The sequence below is a fragment of the Nonomuraea sp. WAC 01424 genome (assembly GCF_003947315.1).
GTDB lineage: Bacteria > Actinomycetota > Actinomycetes > Streptosporangiales > Streptosporangiaceae > Nonomuraea > Nonomuraea spiralis.
Genome location: NZ_QHHZ01000001.1, coordinates 248,837 through 271,950, shown reverse-complemented (window position 1 = coordinate 271,950; position 23,114 = coordinate 248,837). Strand labels below are relative to the sequence as shown.

General features: G+C 70.6%; 17 protein-coding genes. 8 read left to right on the top strand and 9 right to left on the bottom strand.

The features are described 5' to 3' along the window. Window positions 1-78 precede the first annotated feature (78 nt). The 4 genes from DMB42_RS01185 to DMB42_RS01170 all read right to left on the bottom strand — a co-directional run bounded on the left by DMB42_RS01185 (window position 79) and on the right by DMB42_RS01170 (window position 5,281). Entirely contained in the window at window positions 79-750 is a 672-nt protein-coding gene (locus DMB42_RS01185; RefSeq protein ID WP_125629733.1) for an NAD(P)-dependent oxidoreductase, read from the bottom strand. Window positions 751-1,156: 406 nt separating this feature from the next. Then, window positions 1,157-2,800, bottom strand: a complete 1,644-nt coding sequence (locus DMB42_RS01180; protein WP_185844406.1) for a GMC family oxidoreductase — start codon at window positions 2,798-2,800, stop codon at window positions 1,157-1,159. 221 nt (window positions 2,801-3,021) lie between these two features. Then, window positions 3,022-3,996, bottom strand: coding sequence for a helix-turn-helix domain-containing protein (locus DMB42_RS01175; protein ID WP_185844405.1), 975 nt, complete (start codon window positions 3,994-3,996; stop codon window positions 3,022-3,024). A 346-nt stretch (window positions 3,997-4,342) separates the two neighbouring features. Continuing rightward, the gene (locus DMB42_RS01170) at window positions 4,343-5,281 is read right to left on the bottom strand and encodes a hypothetical protein (RefSeq protein WP_125629728.1); all 939 of its coding nucleotides are present in this window, start codon (window positions 5,279-5,281) and stop codon (window positions 4,343-4,345) included. Between DMB42_RS01170 and DMB42_RS01165 the strand changes: the two genes are divergently transcribed. Further along, complete coding sequence (locus tag DMB42_RS01165; RefSeq protein WP_221761960.1) at window positions 5,282-5,710, top strand: MarR family winged helix-turn-helix transcriptional regulator; 429 nt, start codon at window positions 5,282-5,284, stop codon at window positions 5,708-5,710. Between the two features lie 54 nt (window positions 5,711-5,764). Beyond that, the gene (locus DMB42_RS01160; protein WP_125629726.1) at window positions 5,765-6,349 is read left to right on the top strand and encodes an NADPH-dependent FMN reductase; all 585 of its coding nucleotides are present in this window, start codon (window positions 5,765-5,767) and stop codon (window positions 6,347-6,349) included. 320 nt (window positions 6,350-6,669) lie between these two features. Here the strand turns inward: DMB42_RS01160 and DMB42_RS01155 are convergent, their stop codons facing one another. Together DMB42_RS01155 and DMB42_RS01150 are read right to left on the bottom strand one after the other, a co-directional pair. Beyond that, window positions 6,670-7,968: a M23 family metallopeptidase gene (locus tag DMB42_RS01155; protein WP_185844404.1), complete on the bottom strand. Its 1,299-nt coding sequence runs from the start codon at window positions 7,966-7,968 to the stop codon at window positions 6,670-6,672. A gap of 38 nt (window positions 7,969-8,006) precedes the next feature. Further along, a complete protein-coding gene (locus DMB42_RS01150) occupies window positions 8,007-9,110 on the bottom strand; it encodes a right-handed parallel beta-helix repeat-containing protein (RefSeq protein WP_221761959.1) in 1,104 nt (367 codons plus the stop codon). Between the two features lie 354 nt (window positions 9,111-9,464). On the opposite strand from DMB42_RS01150, the gene DMB42_RS01145 reads away from it, so the two are divergent. Next, entirely contained in the window at window positions 9,465-10,127 is a 663-nt protein-coding gene (locus DMB42_RS01145; protein ID WP_221761958.1) for a hypothetical protein, read from the top strand. Beyond that, entirely contained in the window at window positions 10,117-11,745 is a 1,629-nt protein-coding gene (locus DMB42_RS01140) for a protein kinase domain-containing protein (protein ID WP_125629720.1), read from the top strand. Before DMB42_RS01145 ends, DMB42_RS01140 begins: the two co-directional genes overlap by 11 nt. A gap of 313 nt (window positions 11,746-12,058) precedes the next feature. Here DMB42_RS01140 and DMB42_RS01135 read toward each other — a convergent pair whose 3' ends face one another. Both DMB42_RS01135 and DMB42_RS01130 read right to left on the bottom strand, forming a co-directional pair. Continuing rightward, window positions 12,059-12,319, bottom strand: a complete 261-nt coding sequence (locus DMB42_RS01135) for a hypothetical protein (RefSeq protein ID WP_125629718.1) — start codon at window positions 12,317-12,319, stop codon at window positions 12,059-12,061. 294 nt (window positions 12,320-12,613) lie between these two features. Continuing rightward, the gene (locus tag DMB42_RS01130; RefSeq protein ID WP_260477412.1) at window positions 12,614-13,195 is read right to left on the bottom strand and encodes a TetR/AcrR family transcriptional regulator; all 582 of its coding nucleotides are present in this window, start codon (window positions 13,193-13,195) and stop codon (window positions 12,614-12,616) included. A 291-nt stretch (window positions 13,196-13,486) separates the two neighbouring features. On the opposite strand from DMB42_RS01130, the gene DMB42_RS01125 reads away from it, so the two are divergent. The 3 genes from DMB42_RS01125 (at window position 13,487) to DMB42_RS01115 (ending at window position 18,108) form a co-directional block, all read left to right on the top strand. Further along, window positions 13,487-14,782 (top strand): erythromycin esterase family protein, encoded by a 1,296-nt coding sequence (locus DMB42_RS01125; RefSeq protein WP_125629716.1) that lies wholly within the window; start codon window positions 13,487-13,489, stop codon window positions 14,780-14,782. Beyond that, window positions 14,779-16,308, top strand: a complete 1,530-nt coding sequence (locus tag DMB42_RS01120; protein WP_125629714.1) for an FAD-dependent monooxygenase — start codon at window positions 14,779-14,781, stop codon at window positions 16,306-16,308. The genes DMB42_RS01125 and DMB42_RS01120 overlap by 4 nt, the downstream gene beginning before the upstream one ends. Before the next feature lie 396 nt (window positions 16,309-16,704). Beyond that, window positions 16,705-18,108 (top strand): DHA2 family efflux MFS transporter permease subunit, encoded by a 1,404-nt coding sequence (locus DMB42_RS01115; protein ID WP_221761957.1) that lies wholly within the window; start codon window positions 16,705-16,707, stop codon window positions 18,106-18,108. A 325-nt stretch (window positions 18,109-18,433) separates the two neighbouring features. Here DMB42_RS01115 and DMB42_RS01110 read toward each other — a convergent pair whose 3' ends face one another. After that, window positions 18,434-19,696 carry a hypothetical protein gene (locus DMB42_RS01110; protein ID WP_125629712.1) on the bottom strand — a complete coding sequence of 421 codons (1,263 nt, stop codon included), beginning with the start codon at window positions 19,694-19,696 and terminating at the stop codon, window positions 18,434-18,436. A gap of 50 nt (window positions 19,697-19,746) precedes the next feature. Here DMB42_RS01110 and DMB42_RS01105 point away from each other — a divergent pair, with 50 nt between their 5' ends. Then, the gene (locus DMB42_RS01105; RefSeq protein WP_125629710.1) at window positions 19,747-23,010 is read left to right on the top strand and encodes an AAA family ATPase; all 3,264 of its coding nucleotides are present in this window, start codon (window positions 19,747-19,749) and stop codon (window positions 23,008-23,010) included. Window positions 23,011-23,114: the final 104 nt, after the last annotated feature.

Here is a 23,114-nt window from a genome sequence, read left to right as displayed (position 1 = left end):
GCAGCCGGGCGCGGACGAACCCGGGCTGCCTGGCCATGATCTTCGCGTTCTCCTCCTTTGCCGAGACAGGGGAGAGCGTCAATTGGCCATGCCGATGACCTGCTGGACCGTTTCCGGCCGGTCGAGCACCGCGAGCATGGCGTGGGCCACGTCGGAGCGCGAGACGTACCGGCCGCCCGGCACGTTCTGCCCCATCGCCGTCCGGTAGGCGCCGGTCATCGGCTTGTCGGTCAGCTGCACGGGCCTGAGCACCGTCCAGTCCAGGCCGCTGTCGCGCACGGCGTCCTCCATGACGGCCAGATCCAGGTACTGCGGGCGCAGCGCGGCCTTGACGATCGGATACACCAGGTAACGCAGGAACGGACCGTCACCAGGGTCGTGCCGCGGCGGGTTGGGGCGGCCGGGCGAGGGGGTGGTCCCCACCGGGGCGGCGCTCACCACGATCAACCGGCGGATTCCGGTGGCCCGCATGGCCGCGAGGATCACTTCTGTGCCTCTGGACGCCACCCCGGCCGCGGCGTTGTTCGGCGGGCCGAGCGCCGACAGGACGGCGTCGGCGCCTTCGAGGGCGGGCAGCAGGGACGCGACCTCGGCCGTGGCCAGATCGGCCGCGCGCACGACGCGGACGGGCCGCCCGTCCAGCCTGGCCGGGTCGCGTACGACGGCCGTGATGTCGTGCCCCGCGGCCAGGGCCTGGTCGAGCAGCTGCCGGCCGACGCCACCGCTGGCGCCGAAGACAGTGAGTTTCATGGACGAATCCCTCCGCGTTCCGTTGAACGGTGTTGCCAGGGAGAGGCGATGCCGGTGAGTGCGGACACTCGCTCGCCTCTCCCCCCACGATGACGGTGGGGGTGCGGCATTGGTGACGACTCTCGCGGGGGATGGCCCGCGGGGCCGGCGCACGATGACACGGGCCGTCGGCACGATGACACGGGGCGCCGCGGAAATGTGACACCGGTCAGGCCCAAGTGTCGTACGTGGCCCAGGATGTGGCGGCGCTGACGAGGGCCACGCGGCCTGAGTGGGTGCTCATCTGCTCGAACGGCAGCCGGGCCTCGTCGAGGCGGCCGCTGCGGGGTCAGGGCCTCGGCGTACGGGAAGGCGCGCCGGGTGGCTTCGACAAGCTGCCCGCCCGGCCCGCGTACGGATCGTGGGGTCAGGCGTTGCCCAGAACGAGCCGTCCGCAACGGTCGCCGATCATCATCGACGGGGCGTTGGTGTTGCCGGAGGTGATGCTGGGCATGATGGCGGCGCTGGCCAGCCGCAGGCCGCTGACGCCGCGTACGCGCAGTTGGGGATCCACGACGGCGTGCCGGTCGGTGCCCATCCGGCAGGTGCCGACCGCGTGGAAATCGGCCTGCGAATAGGTACGCACCGCTTGGATCAGCTCCTTGCGGGTGTTGACGTCAGGGCCGGGGATCGCGTCGTCGTCGATCACCCAGTCGCGCAGTCCCTTCGAGTTGATCAGCTCGATGGCCAGCCGGTAGCCGTCAAGCTGCGTCTCGAGATCTTCTCTGGTCCGCAGGAAGTTCGGCTGAATGATCGGGGGTACGGCCGGATCGGCGGACCGTAGCCTGACATACCCTCGGCTGGTCGGGTGCAGGTTTATCACACCGACCGCCTGCGAGTTCCCGGAGAAGGGCGGATACCCTCCCTCGGCCAGGTAGTAGACCTGGCCCTGGAACCTCGGCGTCCCCGGCACCCGGCCCCTGCCGGTGAAGAAGCTGACGTCCATCGAGGTGAGGTGCGTCGCGGGCTCGGGTGTGCGGAGTCTCTTCAACGCCACCGAGACCAGGTGGTCGTGCAGGTTGGCACCCACGTCGGGCAGGTCGGCGACGACCGGGATGCCGAGTGGTTCCAGGTCCCGCGCCGCACCGATGCCGGACAGTTGCAGCAGGCGAGGGGTGTTGACCGTGCCCGTACTGAGGATCACCTCCCGCTCGGCCCGGACGGTGAACTGTCGGCCGCCGGCGTTGACGACGACACCGTCGATCGCGTTGCGGCGATCGAACCTCAGCCGCGCGACCTCCGCGTTCGTCATGATCGTCAGGCGCGGGTCGGTGAGGTACGGGACCAGGAACGCCGTGAACGCGTCCTGGCGAATCCTGTCCATCACGTTGAGCTGCGTGAAGGAGACGCCGAACTGGGTCGCGCCGTTGTAGTCGGGGTTGAACGTGTAGCCGAGGTCGACGGCCGCCTTCACCGTGGCCTGGGAGAGCAGGTTACGCCGCGTCAGCTCGTCCGACGGCTTGATGGGCCCGGACAGCGCTTCCAGCGACGGTCGCACGCTCGCGTAGTCCCAGCCGGTGGCGCCCTGGGCGGCCCACCCGTCATAGTCAGCCGGATTGCCGAGAACCCACACCATCCCGTTCACCGAGCTGCCGCCGCCCTCGAGCTTCCCGCACACGAACGACTGCCGCACGTTCGACAGCTCCCGCTGCGGCACCGACTCGTACGGCCAGACGAGCCCCGAGTTCGGCGCCGCCGCCATGGCCGACTTGGTGAAGTCCCGCACCACCGGCAGGTCGTTCGTGCCGCCGGCCTCGATCAGCAGCACACTCGCCCCCGAGTCCGCCAATAATCGCGCGGCCAGCGTGCACCCGGCCGAGCCGGCTCCCACGATCACGTAGTCGTGGCGGCGCGTTGCCGCGGCTGCCGTCCCCGTGGTCGAGGCGAACGCCACCGAGGCCGCGGACACACCGAACATCGCGAGCAGATTTCGTCTGGTGAGGCTCCCGTCCCGCACCCGGCGAGCGATCTCGTCCGGGTCCCGCCAGGTGTTCTGATCCTTACCGGCCATCAGCGTCCCTTCGCGTTGGAGTGGCGCAGCCGCGCCGCCGAGCCGGTCCTCGACCGACGGTGATGGGATGAGTACGAGGTTTCCCCACCGATGAACACCCGGGACGTCGGCGCGAAGCCAGGCGGCAAGGAGAGCTTGCCGTACTGTGGGTTCCCTGTCCTTGACGGCCCGCGCCATCATCTTGCCCGTCCGCGCCGTCACGTGACGTTGTCGCTCGCCCCTCACCGGAACCGCTGAAAATCGTGCCTGTGTTCGCTGGGGGACATCCCATAGGCGGCGCGGAAGGCGCGGCTGAAGTGAGCGGGGTTGCTGAACCCCCAGCGAGCGGCAATGACGTGGACGGAGCAGGTGCGCCAAAGGGGATCGACGAGGTCGCGGTGGCACTGTTCGAGCCGTCGTCGGCGTATCCAGCCGGCGATGGTCAGGCCGGCGTCGTTGAACAGCCGGTGCAGATGCCGGGTGGAGATGTGATGGGCCGCGGCTGTCATGCTCGGCGACAGGTCGGCGTCGCCCAGATGCTGGTGGATGAACGCTTTGGCCTGGTGCAGGAGAGTCAGCTGGTGAGCTGGACCAGCGGGTCGGCCGTCGTTGAGCTCGTTGGCCAGAAGCGCGCTCAGGAGCTCCAGCAGAACGGCACCCAATCGTGGGCCGTCGGCGGACCGGAACTGGCTCGTGTCGGCAAGAACCCGGCCAAGCGTCTGAGTGAGCAGCATGCCGACTCCGGTCCGGCCGGACAAGGGCCTGACCATGATTTCTCTCAGGTCATTCGCGGCCAGCGGCAACAACGTACGAGGCACCTGGAGAACCGTCACCCCGGCGGCTGTGCCGTCGTCCGCGGCCATGTGGGAATCGAAGGTATGTGAGCTGTCGAACGCCACCAACCCGCCCCGATGCAAGATCATGTCTCTGTCGAGTTGGGAGATGCCCATGTATCCGCATGGATTCAGGGCGAGCTGACAGGCCTCCGGGACAGCCCGCCGGATCAGCCTCTGGGGCCGACGTGATCGCATCGGCGGGAACTTCAGCACCGACACCTGAAGGACATGAAGATCCAGTACTCGCGTCTCGGCGCGGAAGTCGTCGGCGTGGTCACAGCTGATGGCGGTCGGGAGCAAGGATCGAGCGGTCATCTCGACCCAGGAGTCGTATCTGTCCGCTGCGGGCAGCTCATCCGTACGGAACACAGACTCGATCACGGTTCCCCCAGTGATCTGATGAAGGTGAGCCGCTCCTGCGCCGGCACCTCGGCGGAGCCGACCACGTCCATGGCTCTCCACATCGAAGCATCGCCCGGCGCCCGACCGACCCAGCATCACCCGATCAAGCTCCCGCACACAACCCGCACGGCCCCGAGCTCCGTTGACACAGCGGCACCGAAGTGTCACTGCGGCGCTGACACCGGCGCCGGCGGCCGGCGCGGTAGACCTCGCGGGCCTTACGTGCCCAACAAGAGCACATCTTTGTGACCTGCGAGAAGACACCAGAACCCCCGGGATGACCATCGCCTCCGCGCGGGCGCGACGAGCTCACGCACGTGCGCCTCTATGGCAGGGCGGGCACGGCCGGCGCGGTGTCGGTCCAGCCGGCCTCGAGCATGGTCTGGGTGCGGGTCTCGTTGAGGGACAGCTTGCCGCTGATCGTGCTCGTCCGGCTCTCGGACAGCAGGAGCATCGTGCTGGTGTCCACGATCAGGCCGGTCCTGTCCTTGATCGTCAGTCCGTTCTTCTGAACAGCCTTCGGATGGTCGATCGACAGTGCCGCGCCGGCTCTGCCCACGCTGTCCTTGGACTCTCCGCGCGAACGGACAGCGGGCATCGTCAGCAAGGCCTGGTAGGCCGCGGCGCGGACGTTCTTGGGCGCCGGAAGCTGAGAGAGCAGCCCCGGCAGCGCCCCGATGATGTACTGGTCCACGTTGTTCTGCTTGACCCGTGAGACCCGCGCGGCCTCGGAGAGCCAGGATTTCAACGCGTTCGGGTCCGCGGGTAGTCGCTGGACCTCGTCGTACGTCAGCCACTGCCCGGCCAGAAAGAACTTGTCGTCGTTGCCACGTATGGGCCCGACGCGGCCCTTGTCCGGCTCGGCCGACAGCGTCACGACCTGGCCGTCGGCCGTGCGGGTCCACTTGGCGGGCGAGCCGTCGCGGCGCCACGCCTTCCGGTCCGCCGCGCTCTTCGGGTACGCCCCCGCCTTCCGGTATCCGATCCACGCCTTGCCGTCGCGCGCGGTCCATATCTCGCTGAGCGTCTGCTCCACCACCCAGTAACGATTCGCGCCGCTGCCCATCTGGTGGGGACCGGTGAGCTGGGTCAGCACCCTCGTATGCCAGTAGGCGCCTTCCGAGGGGGCCGACGCGGCGGCCGCGAGCCGTGTCTGCGATGCCTTCATGACGCTCGGCAGGCCCAGCAGGGCGGCGGCGCCCACGGCGGCCAGGCCGGCGTCGGCGGTGGTCAGCGGCCGGACCGGTGCGGTCGCGAGCTTCATGTGTCTCCTCCAGAGGTTCCAGGCGATGTCCTCCAATACGCCTGCACCTGGGCCCAGCAGGCGGAACTGGGCTTCACCCAGCCCCAGTTCTGGCTTCTGCGCAACCTGTCGAAGAACGACATCTCATCCGACGGCCACGACATGACCATCCCCGAACTCCAGCAGGCCATGAGCTCTTACATCAGGCCCGAAGACGACCTGGAGGCGGAGGCGGAAGTCCTGGTGGAGCGCGGCTGGCTCACCCGTGACGGCGACGGACGACTGTGGATCACCGAGCGGGGGGACGAAGCTCGTGCCAGTCTCAAGCAGCACGCGCCGGCGATCCGGGCCCGCATCCACCAGGGCATCGACGAGGCCGACTACGTGACCACGCTAAAGGTGCTGCAGCGGATGATCGACAACGTCAGAGGCGAGGCACAGGCGTCATAGGCGCACTCCCCGAGCCTCGACCGAGCGAGCATTTTGAAGAAACGAGGAATACTCATGCTCAAAGTAGCCGTGATCATCGGCAGCACGCGCCCAGGACGTAATGGCGAGGCTGTGGCGAACTGGGTCCACAACCTCGCGGCCAAACGCACCGACGCTGAATTCGAGCTGGTGGACCTCAGGGATTTCGACCTGCCGCATCTTGACGAGGAGATGCCGGCGGTCACCGGCCGGTACAGCCGGGCGCACACCCGGAAATGGGCCGCGAAGATCGTTTCCTTCGACGCGTACGTGTTCGTGACACCCGAGTACAACCGGTCGGCACCCGGTGTGCTGAAGAATGCCATTGATTTTCTCTACACCGAATGGAACGACAAGGCGGCGGGGTTCGTCAGCTACGGCGTCGAGGGCGGCAGCCGCGCCGTGGAAGCGCTGCGACTGGTGATGGGCGAACTCCAAGTCGCGGATGTGCGTACCCAGGTCGGACTGTCGCTGGCCACCGACTTCGAGAACTACAGCGTGCTCCGACCGGCAGCCCGGCATGAGGACCTCCTCATGACGATGCTGGATCAGGTGATCGCTTGGGGTGAGGCGTTGCGGCCACTTCGTCACCAGCTCGCTGCGGTTGGTGATCAGGGGTAGGCAACGGTTCCTGAGTCGAGGGCGCTGCCATACTGCCTTCGAGACCGGCATCCTGGCAGGGTTCGTGCCGGCTCGCGCGTCGGCAGGGCTGACCGGCAGCGCCATCCGCAACGACGCCGATCATCTGGAAAGGTTGAGCTGCACAACCTCACCGGCCGTGTCGTCGAGTGCCCACTCGATGAGGTCGACCGGCCACCGCGGCAGTTGTCCTGGCCACCCCGGCACCGCCCACGACGAGGACCGGGCGGGAGCCGGTGCGGCGCTCACCCCGTCCTCGAAGGCCCGGTCCGCTGCGGGCAGGCGACCGGGCCTGGTGGTGGTCAGAAAATCGAGGTCGTTCCGCCGGGGTTCCCGAGCCAAGGCGTGTTGTAGGCGTAGTGCGCGCCTGTGGTGGAGATCATCACGTATCCGGGGGTTCCGTCCGTGCGGTAGCTCACGTCCGAGATCTCACCGGGGATTCCGGACGGAGAGCCGCCGATGTACTGCGCGTTCCCGTAGGCGTAGATCTCGCCCGCCTTGCTGACCAGCACGTATCCCTGGCCGTCGCGGGTGGGTGACATGGCGACGATGGCGCGGCTGTACCCAGCCGGGCTGCCGCCCCAGTACTGGGCGTTCCCATACGAATAGACCTGCCCTGTCGAAGTCAGCAGCCAGTAGCCGCCTCCGTCCGGCGTCATCTCGACGTCGACGAACCGGCCGCTGTAACCCGCCGGGCTGCCGCCACGGTACGCGGCCGTGCCGTAGGCGTAGATCTGACCGCCCGCGCTCATCATGACGTACCCCTGGTTGTCGGGCATGGCGGCCATGGCGACGATCTCCTGGAGGTAGCCGGTGGGGCTGCCGCCCTTGTACGGAGCGTTGCCGTAGGCATAGATCTGACCCGCCGAGGTCAGCAACCAGTAACCGCCACCGCCCGAGGTGACCTTGGCGTCGACGAACCGTCCCGTGTAGCCGGTGGGGGAGCCGCCGTAGTACCCGCCGTTCCAGGCATAGACCTGCCCGGTGCTGGAGACGTCGGTGTAGGAGTTGGCGCCCGTGATGTGCACGCCTCCGCCGTTCTGCACCACCTCCGGCGTCGTGGCGGTTCCGATGCTGATCGGGGACGGTGTGCGCCCCGTGATGGTCGTGCCGCGGCCGGCGTTGGCGGGACACTGCACGATGTTGTTCTTGATGGCTTCGAAATGCACATGCAGGCCGGTGGAGTCGCCGTTCATGGCGGTGTGGCCGATCAGCTGGCCGCGGGTGACGGTCGCGCCGTTCGGGACCAGCGGTTCGGTGGACGACTCCGCCAGGTGCGCGTAGCGGGTGACCCATCCGCCGGAATGCGCGATGTCCAGATAGTTGCCGTATCCCGCCGATTCGGCCTTATGCCAGACGACGGTGCCGTCGTAGGCGGCGTAGACCGGGGTCGAGGCAGGGCGGGCGATGTCGGTGCCGGCGTGGGTGTGCGGGTGGGGGAGGAGGCGTGGCTCCCCGCAGGTGCCCGAGACGATGCCGTCCGCCGGCCACCAGAGGTTCCCATCGGTCGCTGCCTGTGCGTGCGGGGCGGTGGTGAGGAGGAGGGCGGTCAGGAGCTTGATGGTGCTTCTGAGTCCGATCCTCGCGACTGGGGTGAGCATGGCAGGTCCTCTTCTCCTTGCAGTCATGACCGGCTCACTCAGAGGCCGGCGGACAGGTTGACGCCGGTTCCGACGGCCCGCTGGGTGGTCACGCCGCTGACGGCGTTGCCGGACGAGGCGACGGTGAGCTGGTTGGCGCCGCGCTGGTAGGACAGGCCGACGCCGGAGCCGTTGCCGCGTACGACGTTGCCGGTGACCGCGACGTTGCCGGTGCCGTAGTTCACCTGCTTGACGGCCAGGTAGGTCGTCCCGGTACCGCTGAACTGGAAGACGCGGTTGCCCATGAGCGTGCTCGCGGCGTCGCCCTGGACGGTGACGCCGATGCCGTTGGTGGCGAAGTCCTCGACGTAGTTGTCGCTGACGCTGGTCGCGAACAGCCGGCCGGCGTTGATGCCGGTGCCGCCGACGCCGTAGACGTGATTGCGTTCGACCGTCCAGCCGGCGGCGTTCTCGAGCTTGATCGCGTCGCCGCCGCTGGCCGCGACCCAGTTGTCGGTGAGGTTCCAGTCGGTCACCGTGTTGCCGCTGTCCTGGACGTAGATGCCGTGCTGGCCGGAGTCCTCCACGAACAGCCCGCGCACGCTGCCGTTGACCAGGGTGTTGGTCAGCGTGGTGCCGTTACGCGAGGTGTTGGTGATGCGCAGTCCGTTGGCCTTGGCGTTCTGGATGTAGAGGCCCTCGACAGTGCTGCGCCATGAGCGGAGCACGACCCCGTCGCCGCCCGTGGGGTTGTTGGCCGCGTTGCCGTCGATCGTGAGGTCGCGTAAGACGATCGGCTCGCCGGCGAAGGCGTAGTTGCCGGCCCACGAGTCGGAGGCCAGTACCGCGGCGAGGTTGCGGCCGTCGCCCTCCTTCAGGAGGGTCGACGGGCTGTCGCCGCGGTAGGTGCGGTTGCCGAGCAGGGTGATGGTGCTGATGATCGTGCACGGACCGTCGATGACGATCTCGTCGCCGTCGGCCGAGTTGTCGATCACCGACTGGATGGTGGCGGCGTCGCCGTTGTTGTTCGCGCAGGTCGCGGTGGCCCGCGCGGCCATCGCGGGACCCGCGCCGGCGAACATCGCGACGGTCCCGCCGACCGCGACCACCACGAGGGACGTGACCGTCAGGACACGGCGGCCGGCGCTTCTCAGGAATGCCATGGGATTCTCCTCCGCTTCCGCGATCGCCCGTGATTCGGGGGATCGCTCAGATGCTCAGAAGTGAACGGGGAAGCCCGGCGGCGCGACAGTGCACCCCCGCACCATCGCGACCGCCCAGGAAAATGACGCGACTTTCACCGCCGCGTTCTTCTGCCTTACCGAACGCGTACGAATCGCTATTATTTGAGGCGCCCGGTAATCGCAGGCAACGACTACCGAGGGTTGCCACGTCACCCGAAGGGCGGCCGTAATATGACGGACGCGGTGACCGGAAAGTCAGCCGAACCGGCCGGGACGGTACTCGTAACGTTCAAGGGCGAACAATGGAGGCTGGCTCGCGGGCGGTTGCTGACGATGGGCCGCAGCCGTTCATGCGACGTTCGTTTCCCGGATGACGAACACCTGTCGCGGCGCGCGGGTTCGCTGCTCGTCCTCAACGACTGCGTTCTGGTCCGCAACGACTCGCGACACAAACCCCTCGTCATCCGGCCACCGGCCGGCGAGGACCGCGTCGTCGAACCGGGGGCCGCGACGACCTCCCTGCCGTTCGTGGTCTTCTCGGTCCTGTTCGCCGGGCGCGGCGGATCGACCGTGACGGTGCGGGTGGACGCCCGGCCGGTGACGTCGCCGGCCGGCCGGCCCGCCGAGGTGGCGACCCGTTCTCCCGAGACGGTCACCTCGCCCATCACGTTCACCAACGCGCAGCGGACCGTGATCTCCGCGCTGTGCGAGCCGCTGCTGATGAGGACCGGCCCTCATGCGGCTCCGGCGACGTACGCGCAGATCGGACGGCGGCTGGGCAGACAGCCCCAGTACATCCGCAACGTCGTCAAATCGCTGCGGGAGAGCCTGGCCGGCCATGGGATTCCCGGACTGACCACCGACGACGAGGACGCCGCGCACGACGACTTCCGATGGGCGCTGGCCCGCTGGGCCGTACGCAGCGCGGTCATCAGCGCGGAAGACCTCCACGACCTGCCGCCCGCCCCGGAGACCGGTGAAGACCATGGACCCTGACCGCACGTCCGATCGTGGGACACCCGGGCCGAGCGACGAACCGGGCACCAAGGGCGGCCCGGACCTGCCCCCGCCCGCGTCCGGCGAGCCCAACGGCCTTTTCATCGGCCCCGTGGACGATCCGAACCGCTACGAGCTGCTCGGGGACGGCATACCCGGCGGTCAGGGCCTCACCTGGAAGGCCAGGTATCGAGGCGATCTGAGCTCACCCCTGCCGCTGGCCGTCAAGCTGCTCCGTCCACCGCAGGACGCCGGCCCGCACTGGCCCTCCGTACGCGATCGGCAACGCTGGCGCGACCACGCCGTACTGCTGCGGCATCTGCGGTTGGACCACGTGGTGCGGTTGGACGAGGTGTTCCTCGGCGCGGCTCCCCACCCCTCCGGCAGTCCGCCGCCCGAGACGACGGCCACGACCGTGACCATGGCCTACCTGGTGATGGAGTGGGTCGAGGGCCCGACGCTGCACACCCTCCTCGCGGGCAGCCGGGCGCGCGCCGACACGATCAGCGATCGCCTCGGCCACGTGGCCCAGGCGGGCGAGGCGCTGGCCGATCTGGCCTCCATGACGCGGTCGGGCGGCAATCCGAGCCTGCACCGGGATCTCAAGCCGGCCAACTGCATCGTGCACACCGGGCGCGGTCTGGTGCTCATCGACGTGAGCACCCTGCGTCTCATCGACGACGGATTCGACTTCGCCGGCTGGCACACACCGCCCTACACCGCGCCTGAGGTGCTGCGCGCGCCGCACCTTCCCCGAACCGTGGCCGCGGACGTCTACTCGCTCGGCGCGCTCGCCTTCTTCTGCCTCACCGGCCAGGATCCCCCTGCCGCCGACGCTCCTGGCAGCGGGGCGTCCATCGAGCGGGAGTTGCGCGCCGTGGCCGAGGAGGCCGGGGCCGGGGATCGCCTCACCTCGTACGTCCTGGCGGCGCTGGCCGCCGATCCCGCACGCCGTCCGGCCGACCTGCGACGCTGGAGCCGCGACTTGCTTCAGGCCGTCACCCCCGAGGGTGACGGCTCGCACCGATGGTCATGGCCGCGCCTCGCCACTGTGGTCGTCACGCTGGCCCTCGCCGGTACCGCGAGCGCTCTGGCGCTGCCCGTCCTCCTGGCCCGTACGCCGGCTCCGACCTCCTCGCCGTCCGCTTCCGCCGGCAGTACGGCGCCGGCGTCGACCACGCCGGCGACCCTCACCGGCAACGCGGTCAAGGCCGCCGGGACGATCACCTCGCCGGCCGACCGCGCCGACGTGAAACACTGCTCCTACTTCTCCGGCACGGCCGCCCTCCGGCCCGGCACCACGCTCATCCTCGCGATGCGAAATCTCGACAACGGCGACCCGACGAAATACATCCAGTTCGTCTTCGGCTACGAAAAGCCGGCCGGGCTGTCCACCTGGAGAGGGGCGCAGTTCTTCGGCGGCCCGCGCACCGGAATGGGCCAGCATTATCGGGTGGAGCTGATGGCGGTGGACCTCGCCTCCGCGCGACGCGTCCATGACTCGGGCAGCGAAGTCGACGAATCCCTCGTCAAGTCGGGGACCTCTTTGGCCGGCGTACGCGTCCGCCGGATATCCGGCCTGGGCCCGAACGGATGCGTCGGCCCACCCAACGGCTGACCGGCGCCATTCCAGGATCCACCGGACCGGGTCGGGTGTCCGCCTCGACGGCGAACGGTGCGGGATTGCCGCCAGCGGTATGGGCTGGGCGGTGAGAGGGACCTGACGTTCCTCGTGCGAGTCCCGCCTGGCGGTACGGAGGTGGCGTCGGGCTCCGCAGGAGTGGTCCCGTCGGCGGGGCGTGTACGGCATGCGTAGATACGCGCGAATCACGCCCACGTCCGTCTGGCGCAGTGCTGGGAGTGGTCTGCACTTGTGGCCTTCCTCATCGTCGGCCGGCCGGGCGGGTTCACCGCCGGAGATCAAGTCTCCGTCACCGCGCCCAGACAGGCGTGATGAGCTCGGCGGCCTCGGCCGCTTGCCGTACCCCTTCGTGGTAGACCGACGACCAAGCGGCACGGTCGTCGAGATCGCCGAGGGCTTTCTGCGCGGCCGGGTCCGGCGCGAGCCGTACCGCCATTGCGTGCTGTGGCATGTTCGCCGGGAACAGATGGGCCAGCGGTTCGATGACGATCATCGTCTGGAGGCTTTCGGCGAGGTCGGCGGTGGTGCCCGATCGGAGCGCGCCGTCCATGTAGCGTCGGCCGTTGATCGTTATCGGTGGGGCGCCGGCTCCAGGGTGGAGTCACCGAGGATGGCGAACACCTCGTTCAGCCGCTCGTGATCTGTCTTGACCGCAGGCTCGCCATCTGCCTCGGGCAGCACCGAGAGCCGCTCCAGGTCTTGTCCCGTGGCCGGCGCCGCACCGACGATCGCTCCTGACGTCCGCACGCCTGCCCGGGGTCGGCGCAGAGCTGCGAGGTCAAGGTGGTGCGGGCCCACTCCTCCCACGTGCCGGTGACCGGTCGCGGTCGCGTGACGAGCCCGCTCACGGGCGGGGCGTCATCCCGGCGAAGAGCGCGTCGAGGACGCGGTCGACGTACTCGTGGGTCAGCGGCTCCTGGGTGATCAGCAGCCGGAAGTACAGCGGGCCGGACAGGATCGCCATCGCCAGGTCGAGGTCGAAGGCGGGCGACAACTGGCCCTGGTCGCGGGCCGTCCGCAGCCGGGCGACGGTCTTGTCCCGCTGCGGGGCGATGAAGCGTTCGTTGAGCGACGCGGCGATCCGGTGATCGTGCTGCGCCTCGCCGACCAGAGCGTAGAACAGGGGACCGTAGGGCGGGCCGCTCAGCAGGTCCACGGCCGCGTAGATCTGTGCGCGCAGGTCGGCGGCGAGGTCGCCGGTGTCGGGATAGTCCAGGCCGGGCTCGTTCAGCGACAGCAGGGAGTCGAGCAGCAGGGCTCCCTTGGACGACCATCGGCGATAGAGGGTCTGCTTGCTGGCGCCGGCGCGGGCGGCGACCGCCTCCATGCTGAGGTTGGCGTAGCCGATCTCCTGGCCGAGCTCCAGCGTGGTCCGCATGATGGCCTCGGTCCGGTCGGCGCCGCGACGGTGGGGTGTGCGGGTCATGCGACCACCTTATCGGTACGGAACGTTCCGTACTTGACACCGGTGTCCATACGCCGACATCATCTTATCGGTACGGAACGTTCCGTACTGATAGCCATCCCTTGGAAAGAGCCGCTTTGTGATGCCCGTTTGCCCCAACGGTGATGCCCGGCGTGCGGGACCGGACGCTCCAGCTCATCACCGAACACGTCCGCACGATCATGTCGGGCAGCGTCGGCGACCCGGAGAAGGTGGCGCCCGCACAGGAGTGAGACCCGTCCGTTGACCCAGCACCAGAATCGAGTCATCAGCATGCCTGCCTCGTCCCACCCCGGCCCGTTCGCCGGCTGGCTGGGCGGCCACGCCGCCCCGCTCACCCACCTCGACCCCGAGGCGCCCCTCGACGACCTGGAGCCGCTGCGCGACCTCATCGGCGACGCGAGCGTCGTCGCGATCGGCGAGCACTCCCACTTCATCGACGAGTTCATCCGCCTGCGCCGGCGCCTCCTGCGTTTCCTGGTCGAACGCTGCGGCTTCACCGTCCTCGCCTTCGAGTACGGCTTCAGCGAAGGCTTCCCCCTCGACACCTGGGCCCAGGGCGAGGGCGCGGACGACGACCTGACGGGCCACCTCGCCGAGACGATCCCCGTGGGCGTCGACGACCCGCTGCGCTGGATCCGCCGGCACAACGCCACAGCCTCACAACCGGTGCGTTTCGCCGGCATCGACATACCGGCGGCCGGCGGGTCCCTGCTCCCCGCCCTGGCCCCGGTCGCCGACTACCTGCGCCGGATCGACCCCGAAGTCCTGTCGTCCATCGAGACGGCGATGCGGATCGCCGGATCGTTCGCCGGAACCTCCGCGCCCGCGGCCGCGCCCGCGTGGTCCCGCCTGCCCGCCGCCGACCAGGACGCCCTCACGGCCGCCCTGACGCGCCTGCTCATCCGGTTCCGCGCCGTCGAGCCGCTGTACGTCTCCCGCGGCGACCGGCTTGGCTACGACATCGCCCTGCGCCGCCTCGAAGGCGCCTGCCAGGCCGACTACGGCTTCCGCGCCATGGCCGGCCTGTTCGCCGGGGCCGGGCTGACAGCCGACACCTCGGCCCGCGACGTCTACATGGCCGGATCGGTCCTGTGGCACCTGGAGCGCTCCGAACCCGGAACCCGCATCGTGCTGGCCGCCCACAACGCCCACATCCAGAAGGCGCCCATCTCCTTCAACGGGCAGCTCACCGGCTTCCCCATGGGGCAGCACCTGCACGACGCGCTCGGCGACGCGTACTTCGCCCTCGGCCTGACCAGCACCGGCGGCCACACCGGCGAAATGATCCGCGACGAGGAGGCGCGCTTCGGCTTCCGCATCGAGGACACCGCGCTGCAGCCGCCCGAGCCGGGCAGCGTCGAAGCCGCCTTCGCCGACGCCGGCCTCGGGCTCAGCCTCGCCGACCTCCGTCCGGCGCGCACCCAGGCCGGCCCCGGCCCCGGCCCCGATCGCATCCGACTGCAGAGCACCTTCCTGCACACCCCCGTCCTGGCCGCCTTCGACGGCATCCTGCACACCCCGGCCTCCACCGTGGCCCGCGACCTCGAAGAAGGAAGAACCCCGTGACCCGAACCGACGTGATCATCGTAGGCGCCGGCCCCGCCGGCCTCATGCTGGCCGCCGAGCTGCGGCTGGCCGGCGTACGTCCGCTGGTGCTGGAGCGCAAGCCGCAGCGCCGCGACATCCCCAAGGCCGGCGGCCTCGGCGGGCAGATCCTGGAGCTGCTGCGCTACCGGGGTCTGCTGGAACGCTTCGAGGTGGCCTGCACCGGCCCCGTTCCACCACCCCGGTTCCCGTTCGGTGGCGTGCATCTGGACTTCACCCAGCTGGCCGACCCCCCGCTGCACGCCCTGCCGCTCCCCCAACAGCGACTGGAGGAGTTGCTCGACGACCGCGCCGGCGAGCTCGGCGCCGAGATCCGCCGCGGGCACGAGGTGACCGGGATCAGCCAGGACGACACGGCGGTGACCGTGGACGTGCTGGGTCCGGACGGCCCGTACCAGGTGGTCGGCCGCTACCTCGTGGGGTGCGACGGCGCGCGCAGCCGCGTCCGCGACCGGGCCGCCATTCCGTTCCCCGGCATCACCTATCCGGAGGTCAACCGGCTGGCCCAGGTCACCCTGCCCGACGAGGTGACCGTGCTCGGCAACGGCGACCTCGACGTCCCCGGCTTCGGCACGATCAGCGCGGGCTTCACCCGCACGGACCACGGCCTGTTCGGCATCGGCTCCTCACCCGGCTCCAAGGCCGTCTCCCTCTACACGATCGAGGACGAGAGCACCGAGTACGACGACGATGTCCCCATGACCGTGCCGGAGCTCCAGGACAGCATCCACCGCGTGCTCGGCGCGCGGCTGCCCGTGGCGGAGGCGACCCGGCTGTCGCGGTTCACCTTCAAGGCCCGCCAGGCCGAGCGCTACCGCGACGGCCGGATCCTGCTGGCCGGCGACGCGGCGCACCTGTTCCCCGCCACCGGAGTGGCGCTCAACGCCGGCCTGCTCGACGCGGTCAACCTGGCCTGGAAGCTGGCCGCCGACCTGCACGGCCGCGCGCCGGCTCGCCTGCTGGACACCTACCACGGCGAACGCCACCTCGCCGGCGCCCGTACCATGCTGCACACCCGGGCCCAGGTGGCGCTGCGGCGCGGGCGCGACGCGGCGGCCGAGGCACTGCGTGAGGTCTTCACCGAGCTGCTCACCGATGAGCAGCCGCTGCGCCGCATGGGAGCGCTCGTCGCCGGCACCGACGTGCGCTACCCCATGCCCGGTACCGAGCCCCACCCGCTGGCCGGCACGTTCGCCCCCGACCTCGTCCTGCACACCGACCAGGGCGTCACCAGCGTCGCGGAGCTCCTCCACGCCGCCCGGCCCGTCCTGCTCGACCTCGCCGGCCGCCCGGAGCTTCGCGAGCTCGCCCGGGAGTGGCACGATCGCGTGGACGTGCGGACCGCCAAGACCGACGAGCGTCCGGCCGACGTCCTGCTGATCCGCCCGGACGCCCACATCGCCTGGGCCGCGGCGGTCGGCGAGCCCGACGGCGCCGCCGCGACCGCGCTGCGAGAAGCGCTGTCCCACTGGTTCGGCGCCCCCTGACGGGCCGCCCGCGCCTGACTCGGCCGGCAGCGGCGGCGCGTCCGCCCGGGTCCCGGTCCTGGTGTGCTCCTTCCGCCGTGTGCCGGCGTCCGTCGGTCCACACCCGATGAATGGGAATTCTTCGAGAGAGTCATTCCGCTACTGGACAAATGTCGCTCGTTATGGCCATGCGGTGACGAGCCTGGAGACATTCATCTCATTGTATGGGGCGACATCTTGTGGCCTCCCCATCGCTGACCCCGTTGACCTGGGGCGCGACTTCTCGGAAGCGATTTTTTCAGCTTTTCGAGCGCCTGCGCCGCGCCATTAGGGTGCACATTCATGGATCGGCTTTTCCGTCATTGACCGCGTTCGAAGACGTGAGACCAGTGACCAATTGCTTCAGAAGGGATATGCGTGAAGGCGTTGCTCACCCTGACCTGCGCAGGTCAGTTCATGGTGCTGCTCGACAACACGATCGTCGGCGCCGCCCTGCCGGACATGCAGCAGCGGCTCCACACCGGGCTGACCGGCCTGCAGTGGATCGTCGACGCCTACGTGCTGCTGGTGGCCATGCTGCTGCTGTCGGGCGGCGTCTTCGCCGACCGGTTCGGCCGCAGGCGGGTGTTCCTGGCCGGGGTGGTGGTGTTCACGGTCGCGTCGGTGGTGTGTTCGCTCGCGCCCTCGATCGGCTGGCTGATCGCCGGGCGGGTGCTGCAGGGCGCCGGGGCCGCGGCGCTGAGCCCCGCCTCACTGGCGCTGCTCATCGCCGCGTACCCCGTCCCAAGAGAGCGCGTCAGAGCGATCGGCTTGTGGGCCGGGTTCAGCGGCATCGGCCTGGCCGCCGGACCGCTGGCGGGCGGGATCCTGGTGGAGTCCTTCGGCTGGCCCGCCATCTTCCTGGTCAACGTGCCCATCGGGGCGGTCCTGCTGCTGGCCGGGCTGCGCGTGCTGGGGGAGTCCCGCAACCCGGGCGCGCCGCCGATCGACGTCCCGGGCACGCTCCTGTCCGTCGCGGGCGTGGGCGCTGTGACCTACGGCCTGATCGAGGGCGGTTCCCGAGGCTGGACCTCGCCGGTGATCCTGGGCGGCTTCGCCGCCGGACTGGTGCTCCTGGCCGCGTTCGTCGTGGTCGAGGGTCGTGTGTCGACGCCGATGTTGCCGCTGCGGCTCTTCCGGCAGCGGCTGTTCACGGTGTCCAACACGGCGATGGTCGTGGTCGGGTTCGCGCTGATGGGGTCGTCGTTCTTCTTCTCCCAGTTCTTCGTCTACGTCCAGGGCACTTCGGTCCTGGTCGCCGGGCTGCGGACCCTGCCCGTCTCGCTGGCCATGGTGATCGTCAGCCCGTACGCGGGCCGGTTCGCGGCCAGGTACGGCTTCCGTGTCGTCGCCGGCGTCGGCCTGGCGCTGGCCGGGCTGGGGCTGCTGGCGCTGGGCTTCGTCCACGCCGACACCGGCTACGGGAACGTGTGGTGGCGGCTGGCGGTCGTCGGCATCGGGTTCGCCCTCACCTTGTCGCCGCTGACCGGGGCCGCCATCCAGGCGGTCAGCCCGCAGGAGGGCGGCCTCGCCTCGGGCGTCAGCAGCACCACCCGGCAGATCGGCGCGGTGCTCGGCGTGGCGGTGCTCGGGGCGATCGTTCACACGCGGGAGTCCGGCGGCGCCTCCTTCGAGTCCGGCCTCGACAGCGCCTTCCTCACGGCGGGTGCCGTGACGCTGGCCTGCGCCGTGTTCACCGGCCTGTGGCTGACCGCGGCCCGGACGCCGAGGGGCGTCCGGACGAACAATCAGGAGGCCGAGCTGTCAGTGAGCGGCCGCTGACGGCTCCTCCCGGTCGGCCCACGTCCTGAGCGGCCTCCGGGGAGGCCGAGTGCCGAAATCAGTGGCGGCGACCGGCGTGCGGCGTCGGGCTCCTGCCATCGGTTCCGTTCCCGCGGGATCAGGACGAGGCCGACCCCGGCCGTGGTGATCTCCTTCCACGGCCGGGGTCGTCCGGGGCGGATCGGGCGGCCACTCCGGTGGGAGCGACCGCCCGGCGACCCTTCTGGTCAGCCTCAACCTCCCCTCTCCGAAGCGGTTGATGCCGACTGACGCGAGGCGGGCCCGTTCGGACGGTTCCTCTTCCCGGGCCCACCTGGAAGGGCGCTCAGGGCGCGAGGTTGCCGAGAGCGACCGAGTAGACGACCCGCTGATCTTCGCCTTCGGTCAGCCCCCACAGCTCGCCCCCGGTGCCCGAGTACCAGAGCGACAGGTCCTCCGGCCGGTAGCCCCAGTCCGTACGGGCCGTCATCGTCATGGAGGCGAGGTCCACCGACGCGAAGCGCCTGGAGTACGGGACGTTGACGAACTTGCCGGCGCTCATGTTGACGTAGAGCCGGTTGTCGTGGAGCTGGACACCCTGGACGTCGCTGATGGCGTGGGTCTCCGCCGTCGTGGGCGTGGTGGATTCCCAGGCCGCCGTCGGGGTCAGGTTGAGCCGGTAGTCGCCGGTCTCGGCCGACCGGAAGGCATAGCGCGCGATCCGGGTGCCGTTCAGCGGCTGGGGCTGGCCGTCCAGCCACGTGGCCCGGTAGTCGCCCACCACGAGGGCCTGCTGACCGGTGCTCGTCCGGTCCAGCGAGATGTAGTCGAAGTGCAGGTCGGGGCAGACGAAGTTGGCCACCTCCGGCATGACGTACTGGTAGTCGTCGAGCTTGGTCTGATGGCGGTAGATCCTGCGGGTGTCGAACACGCGGATGGCGCTGCGCTTGGCGCTCGGGGCGCCGGTGCCGTCGGGCCAGCCGGGGGTGGTGGCCATGAACAGGTAGGGGCCGCTCCAGGCCAGGCCGCCGCCGTGCCCGTAGATCCGGCTCAGGGTCCCGTCCGGACGGACCCAGACCGGCAGGACGGTCCGGTAGCGCATGTCGTTCAGGTTCACCACCGACAGCCGCACCGAGTTGTTCAGCGAGTGGGTGGGCGGGTTCTGCCAGGACCAGCTCGTGATCAGCGCGTCCTTCGAGGTGGGCACCGGAGCGGCGTCGTTCCTCGCCTCACCGGAGGTGGCCAGGCCCTGCGGCACCCAGGCCGTCTCGCCCGTCAGGCCCTGCAACTTGGCGTCCCAGCAGAACGCCCTGCCGACGCCGCCGGTCGTCGGCCCGTAGGACTGCATGCGCGACGCGCAGGCCGGGTCGTCGGCGGGCGTCGGGAGCTTGGTCCGATCGTCGCCGCTGAGCACCTGGTCCAGGGTGGTCAGCGCGAACGCGTCCTCCATGGGCTGGGTGTACGGCTCGGCCCCGACCGTGAGCGACAGCCCGGTGAGCGCGTCGCCGGTCAGGCGCTTGAGCGGCGCCACCACCTGGGCCGCCGCCGCGGCCCCCGTGGCCGCGGCCTTGGTGGTCGCGGTCGCCTGCGCCGCCGGCGCGGTGCCCACGACCGTATTTTGCGCTGGTTTGTGGTTCTCATGGGACCTAGGGGGAGCGCATGGGACGTCGTGAACAGGTCGTGGATCCGATGGACGGCCCGGTCGCCGCCTTCGCGGTCGAGCTGCGCAAGTTACGGGAGCAGGCGGGCACCCCGCCCTACCGGGTGATGGCCGCGCGGGCTCACTTCGCCGCCTCCACGCTGGCACAGGCCGCCACCGGGGAGAGGCTGCCGACCCTGCCGGTCACCCTGGCCTACGTCGGCGCCTGCGGCGGCGACGAGCGGGAATGGCGGGCCCGCTGGGAGGAGACCCTGGCTGCCGACCGGGAGCGGGGGGCCGTGGCCGCCGCGTGCGAGCGGGTGCCGTACCTGGGGCTGGCCGGCTTCGAGGAGGCCGACCGGGACTACTTCTTCGGACGGTCCGCGCTGGTGGAGCGGCTGGCCGGCATGGTGAAGGCGCACCGGATGGTGATGGTGGTCGGTCCGTCGGGCTGCGGCAAGTCCTCGCTGCTGCGTGCCGGGCTGGTGCCGGCGCTGCGGCCGCGCGCGGCGCGCGTCCTCACGCCGGGCGTCCACCCGGCCCTCCCCGCCGCCGCGGAGCTGGTCGTGGTCGACCAGTTCGAGGAGGTGTTCACGCTGTGCGAGGACCCGGCCGAGCGCGGGGCGTTCATCGACGCGCTGGTGGCGGCCGGCGGCGGGGTCGTGCTCTCCGTACGCGCGGACTTCTTCGGACGGTGCGCCGACCATCCGCGGCTGATCGAGGCCGTCGAGGACTCCACCATCCTGGTGGGCCCGATGAGCCCGGCCGAGCTGCGCCAGGCGATCGTCAAGCCCGCGGCCACCGCCGGCCTGATCGTGCAGCGCGAGCTGACGGCCCGGATCGTGGAGGAGGTCACCGGGCAGCCCGGCGGCCTGCCGCTGATGTCGCATGCCCTGCTGGAGACCTGGAAACGCCACCACGGCAAGGCGCTGACGCTGGCGGCGTACGAAGCCGTGGGCGGGATCGCGGGAGCGGTCGCCCGCACCTCCGAGGAGCTCCACGCCGACCTGACCCCGGCCCAGCAGGACAGGCTGCGTCACCTGCTGCTGCGGCTGGTCATGCCCGGCGAGGCGGGCGCGCAGCCCACCCGCCGCCCGGTACGGCGTTCGGAGCTGCTGACCGGCGACCCCGGTGACCCGGGCCCCCTCCTGCTCGAACGCCTGACCGCCGCCCGCCTCGTCACCCAGGACGGCGACACGGTCAACCTGGCCCACGAGGCCCTGCTGACCGCCTGGCCCCGGCTGCGTGCCTGGGCCGAGGAGGACCGCGAACGCCTGAGGGTGCACCGGCGGCTCACCGAGGCGGCCGACACGTGGGAGGAGCACGGCCGCGACCCCGGCGCCCTCTACCGGGGGCTGCGCCTGGAGCTGGCCCGCGAACACCTCACGGCCCGGACCCTCACCCCGCCCGAACGCGCCTTCCTGGCCGCCAGCGACGGCGAGCGCAGGAAGGGCAGGCGGCGAACCGCGGTCCTGGCCGTCCTGGCGGTGGTCCTGCTGGTCACGACGTCCCTCATCTGGCAGCGGAGCCTGGTGAACGGCCGGCAGAAGCGGGAACTGCACGCCCGCCGCGTCGCCGACACGGCCGAGACCCTGCCCCTGACGAACCCGTCCCTGGCCATGCGGCTCAGCCTGGCCGCCTGGAAGCTGGCCGACCTCCCCGAGACCCGCGCGGCCCTCCGTACGGCGAGCCTCCAGCCGCAGCAGGACGTCTTCGCCGACCCGGACACCTCCCCGGACACCCGGCGCAGCCTGAGCGCCGACGGCCGCTCGCTGATCAGCGCCACCGCCACCCGGGTCACCCGCTGGGACCTGCGCACCCACCAGCCCCAGGTCAACGGCGCGCCCGTCCAGTCCGACGTGGGGGCGCCGCCGCTCGTGTGCAGCCCCGGCGAACCGCTGCGCCTGCCCGACCCCGCGACCGGCCGCCCGGCCACCCCTCGCTGGGCGCCCACCCCGACCGCCGAGCAGTGCCGCGAGGGGCGCCTGCGCCTCTCCCCGGACGGACGGGTGTTGCTCATGGCCACCCCCGCCCTGGTCAGAGTGTGGGACGTGGCCGCGGGTACGGAGGCCGCCGCACTCAACGCGCCGGGCGTGCGCGAGATCGGCTTCAGCGCCGACGGCGCCTTCGTCGCGACCGCCGGTGAGGACGAGCTCCAGGTACGCGCCACGAACCACCTCCAAGGGGTGCTCCTGCGCCAGCCGCTCCACGGCGACCTGGTCGACGACCTCTGGATCGACCCCGACGCCGGGGAGATCCGCTACCTGACCGGCCCGACCGTGCAGACCCTGCGCGTCGGCTCGGTCTTCACCCGCGACTGGCGCGAGGAGAGGGCGACCTCCGCCGCCTTCAGCCCGGACGGGAAGAGGCTGGTCCTCACCTACCGGGACCGGGTCGAGCTGCGCGACGGGAGGACCGGAGAAGAGCTGCCCGGTCCGCCCCGGCTCTCCTGCCCGACGCCCTGCTGGATGGAGGCCGCCCTCAGCCCCGACGGCCGGACCCTCGCCTACGGCGACGCCTACGCCGCCTCCTTCACCGCGACGTTGTGGGACCTGGCCGACCGGCGGATCACCGGCCAGTCGCCGCCCTCCCGCCACGGCGGGCCGCTCGCCTTCGCCCAACGCGGCGAGCTGCTGCTCATCAGCGGCGCCTCAGTCGCGGAGGAGGCGCTCACGAGCTGGGACACGCGCACCGGCGCCGTCACCACGACCCCAGGCGTCACCGGCAGCGGGATCGCCGTCGCACCGCGGGGAGGACGCCTGCTGACCACCCGGGGCGACGTCGCCTCGCTCCCGCCGCTGCGGCGGGCCGGCGGCGGCCCCGGCCCCGCGCAGGCGCTGGCCTTCAGCCCCGACGGCCGGTTCCTCGCCGCGGGCGACACCAGAGGACGAACCGCCCTCTGGGACGGCGACCTCCGCAGCAACCTGGGCACGCTACCCCCCGCCGTCTCGGGAGCCGTGACCGCGCTGGCCTTCTCCCCGGACGCTGGCTTGCTCGCCGTCGGCACCGAGACAGGCATCGTCCAACTGTGGGACACCGCCGGCCGCCGGCCTGTCGGTCCGCCTCTCGCCACGCCAGGAGGCGCGGTCCTCGCGCTGTCCCTCAGCGGCGACGCGCTGTCGGTGGCGGGCAAACACCTGCCCTTCCAGCGCTACGACCTCAGCGCTGCCGGGGCCGCGAGCACCGTCTGCCGGCGGGTCGGCCACGGGCTCGGCCAGGAGGAATGGGCGACGTACTTCCCGGACTTCTCCTACCAGCCGACCTGCGAGGCGGAGGACCGTTAGCGGAGCCATCCGTCTCCTGGCCGCCGGCGGTCTCCGTGCGCGAGCCGCGGGCATGCGCGTGGGCGCGGAACGGCTGTTCCGCGCCCACCGTCAATCCACCTGGT